Source organism: Variovorax defluvii (assembly GCF_039541515.1).
GTDB classification, from domain to species: domain Bacteria; phylum Pseudomonadota; class Gammaproteobacteria; order Burkholderiales; family Burkholderiaceae_C; genus Variovorax; species Variovorax defluvii.
On record NZ_BAABGJ010000053.1, the window covers coordinates 1 to 4,160 of the forward strand.

Annotated in this window: 4 protein-coding genes; 1 reads left to right on the forward strand and 3 read right to left on the reverse strand. The window is 61.2% G+C overall.

The genetic code is table 11. The features are described 5' to 3' along the window. Positions 1–505 (forward strand): helix-turn-helix transcriptional regulator (locus ABEA07_RS16445; protein ID WP_345539169.1); only part of this gene is annotated, 505 nt, incomplete at its 5' end. A 644-nt stretch (positions 506–1,149) separates the two neighbouring features. Here the strand turns inward: ABEA07_RS16445 and ABEA07_RS16450 are convergent. From ABEA07_RS16450 to ABEA07_RS16460, 3 genes are all read right to left on the reverse strand, one after another. Next, positions 1,150–1,794: an MmgE/PrpD family protein gene (locus tag ABEA07_RS16450; protein ID WP_345539170.1), complete on the reverse strand. Its 645-nt coding sequence runs from the start codon at positions 1,792–1,794 to the stop codon at positions 1,150–1,152. Then, positions 1,721–2,512: an MmgE/PrpD family protein gene (locus tag ABEA07_RS16455; protein ID WP_345539172.1), complete on the reverse strand. Its 792-nt coding sequence runs from the start codon at positions 2,510–2,512 to the stop codon at positions 1,721–1,723. The genes ABEA07_RS16450 and ABEA07_RS16455 overlap by 74 nt, the downstream gene beginning before the upstream one ends. Positions 2,513–2,706: 194 nt before the next feature. Next, on the reverse strand, positions 2,707–3,681 hold the full coding sequence (locus ABEA07_RS16460) for a quinone oxidoreductase family protein (RefSeq protein WP_345539174.1): 975 nt from the start codon (positions 3,679–3,681) through the stop codon (positions 2,707–2,709). Positions 3,682–4,160 lie beyond the last annotated feature (479 nt).

Here is a 4,160-nt window from a genome sequence, read left to right on the forward strand (position 1 = left end):
CGAAGGCCTCGCGGCCGCGAGCGCTACAAGCGCTCTTCCACACGTGCTACGTCTCGACACGCTCGCCTTGCGCCAACAGGTTGGCACCACCGGACATCCCAGGCACCCTATGGATGTACCGCAACAGCACTCGACGCAGCTGCGGAAACCGAAAAGGTGGTGTCACATGCGAGTCCATACCGACGCATTAAGCCAACGCCTCGCCGCCGACATTGCGGCCCAACGCGACCTGCAGGCAGCCGCTCATTTGCTGGAAGAAGCACTCACGCTTCTGCGCGCCGATTCAACGCTGCTGTTGACGCACACCATGAAGCGCGCGCCCGACAGGCTCCTGCGACTTCCCGAAGTCGAGCAGCTCACCGGGCTGCGCCGGTCGGCAATCTACGAGCAAATGCAAAGGGGCGTCTTCCCCCGCTCCGTGAAGGCCGGGCGACGCACCGCGACCTGGCCGGAGAGCGCCATTCAATCATGGATCGCAGATCGCCTGGACGGGCGCCCGGCCTAAGTCGCGCACCTCGGCCAGCGCGGCTGGCGATGACTTCCGGCGACGCCTGCACTTGTGTGCACGGCGTGCATACTGCGCGGGCCAGCGCCGTCGGCGCTCAGGTATCGTTAGGCCCGCGCAGACCCCCAACTCTCGATCACCGCACGCACGCACGTGTCACCGTCAGGGATGAGCGTGCACAGCTCAGCCTGGCCTCAGCGCGGCTCGTCCAGACAACTGAGCATGTCGTGGCTGGTGGCGATCGCGATGGCGCGCAGCTCGAACAGATCGAACTGGAAAGCTTGGCGCGGTCAGGATCCCGGCGAACCGCGCAAGGCCGCCAGGGCTAAGTAGTTTCTTTCGGAAGTTCGTACACATATTCTTCAAGCGGCCAGCGCCAAGGGCTGGCTATGCGCCCAACGATCGCGCATGCACGCGATCAATGCGTTGAGATCGGTGCGGTGAACTTCCACGGGAATGGATGCGCGATGCTTTCTCGCAGATTCTCAAATGCCAATAGTCCGTTACGGACGTTCTATTCACAAGCACGACAATATTTCCCGTATCCCGAATTCCTGCGAAATCGTTTCGCATCCCCGCTGAACTTGAGACTGACCCCGGTTAACTCGTCAGCGCGGTCGCGAGACGCTGGCCGTTGGTTGACGTCAGGCAATCAGCTCAACCAGTTCACGCATGTGCTTCACATCGCGGAAATGGCGCAGTACCTGGGTGCACTTCTCGACGTTCGACGACGAAACGCCAGCGAGAGGGCACAGGGTTTCGAACTTCCCTTCCACATCGGACCATTCGATCCCGTTCACCGCAGAACCGCGTGGGGCATAGACAGTGTTGGTAAAACTACGACCGTCGCGCGTCGTCACTGTCACCGTCGCGCCTTGCTTGTAACGCCCCACGTTCTCCGTCGGCGGCTCACCAACCTCCACCAGGTCGAGTAGCCTGCGGATGGCCGGATCCATGATCTTCGCTGGCGAAGCATGCGCCCAAGTGAACTCCCGATCGGCCGCGCCTGCCGCGGCAAAATAGTAGGGACTGTGCGCCACGCCAATCAGGTCGGTGGGATGGCGCGGGCCTTTGATCTGGTGAGCATCAGGACGCGAACAGACGATGCGCGCGATCTCGCTGGAAGGAATGCCCGCCATGCGCGCCGCGTTCGCAGCAGCCTCCCCGATAGCGTGGTACGGTGGCCGCCTGGAACCAGTTTGATGGCCATGTCGGTCAGGATCTTCCAGTTGTCGCCCAGGCCTCAGGTGACTTCGGCCCCCGACCCGAGGCGTGGGCGTCCTGACCATACGCGAAGAAGTAGCCCCTCGGGTGCTCCAGGACGGATTCCTCCACCGTATAGCCGAAGCCCGCCAGCTGAGCGGCTTCAACGCCCAGCATCGCTGCCAGCCCGGCGTGATGCTCGCGCGCCATGCTGGTGTTGGCCGCCGCGAGCAAGCCGGCGTTGGACGTCGCCGCCAGCCCCACAGCATTTGTCATCTGCTTCGAATTGAGCTTCAGGAGCAGTCCTGCCGCCACCGCGCCACCGAAGATGGCGACCATGCAGCCATGGAATCCCTTTTCCCAGATGAGTCCAGGGATCACGCCTGTGTTGATTCGCCCTGCAGCCTCATAGCCGAGGGCAATCGCGGCAAGGACATCCTTGCCGCTGGCCCCGGTCTTCTCGGCAACGGCCATGGCAGCGACTGCCAGCGTGGTCCCTGGATGGGTGATGTTGCGCAGATCGCTGTCGTCGGAGGCGGCAGCGTCGCTCATGAGCGCGTTGATGCGAGCAGCCGACGCCACTGGCAGCTTTGGCAGCCCTCCAAACCATGGGCTCGCCTCTTCCGTGCCGCCTCGCATAACCAGCATGTCTCGCACAATCCGCAAAGACGCCAGGGTCGACCCCATCGCAGCGCTCGCCACGGTGCTGGAGATCAGCATCGCTGCATAGTCGATGGCTTTGGGCGGTATCTCCTCGTACCGTGTGCGAATTAAGAACTGTGCAAGCTCGCCTGCTACGGTCATGGCCGTTCCTCCGATGTGATGATCCAGTCGCCTGATGATTCCAATCGCGGGGCAACCCGTCCAGTTCCTTTCTCAACCTTGGCGGGTACCGATCGGAATGGCGCTGCACTCGGCGAGCAGCGATGGCAGATTGCCGGCCACCACTCCTTTGGTCGACGTAGCCCATCAGACGATCGCTCTGAGCCCACCGAGCTTCAGGTTCCTGCAACCGTCAGCACGATCTTGCCGAAGAATCTCGATGATTCCATGAGCCGGTGTGCCTCGGCGATCTGCTCCAGCGGAAATGTCGTGTGCACCACCGGCTTCAGCAGACCACGTTCGGCCAACGCGACAAGGCCCTCGATCGACTTTCGCATGCTCGGCTGATCTGCCCGGCCGATTCCGTGCAGTTCGATGCCCTTGAAGAAGAGCTTGCCGAGATGGAGCGATGCCTTGTGACCAGCAGTTACGCCAGTCGAGACGAACCGACCATTCGGGCGCAACGATTCAAACGCTGCATCAAACATCGGTGTTCCCACATGATCCAGGACAGCGTGCACGCCGGAGCCATTGGTGAAACCCTTCACTCGCGCCGCACCATCCTCCGTGTAGTGGTTGATGACCTCGTGCGCACCGGTTTCGAGAGCTTTCGCAAACTTGTCCTCCGAGCCCACTGTCGTTATCACCCGACATCCCGCAGTCCGCGCAATCTGAATGGCGTAGCTCCCAACCCCGCTCGCACCCGCGACGATCAGAACATCTTCTCCTGAACGGATTCGAATGCGATTCAGCGCGTCGAAGGCCGTGCGGCCGGCCATTGGCAATGCTGCGGCAGATTCGAAGCTCCATCCTTTCGGCACCGGAAGGGTCAGGATCGCCGGCGCGGCCGCGACTTCCGCGTGCGCATGGCGACCTAGTGCAAAAACGGCATCCCCGACCTTCAGCTGCGGAAAGCTCTCTCGCGCACCGACGCCAATCTCCGCGATATGTCCGGCGATATCACCCCCACCGACGTGGGGGAGCGGCCATCTCATTCCATGTGACGCCTCACGGCCATAAATGTCAAAACGGTCCAGCGATGTGGCGCGCACGCGGATCAGCACGTCGTTGACGCCGCAGATCGGATCGGGACGTTCACCGAACTCCAGTACCTCCACACCACCCGTCTTCTCGAAGTACGCGGCCTTCATGGCATGGCTCCGACTGACGAATCTGCGATCTCGGTCATCCCGCTTCTGAAATTTAGTCTGGTTCCCATGGTTCTTGCGGCCCTCGCTTCGTGAAGGATCTCGAAGAGGAGGCTCCGTGACAGATGTCAGGAATTGAACTATCCAAAGAACCTGTCAGCAATGCGGCTCCCTGGGAAGGTGTTTGCCGTTTGGTGCAAGTATCCGAAAGCTCCGTCCCGACTTAAAAGAACAGGCAGTGAGCCGACACGGTGAGCGACTGATGAACTAGTTCTTCCCCTGGCCTTGCCGCAATCGACTTTGCCGATCAGCGCAAAGCACCTTGCCGGTCAGGATGGATGTGGGACTCGCTCTCCATTCCTAGTATCCAGGCACTTCGCGACTAAGTAGGCAGCTTCATAAATACGGCCACGTATAGTCTTGATAAGTTTGGCCTCGTATGGCATCTTGTGGCGATCCTTCACCAGGGGTTGCATATGCCA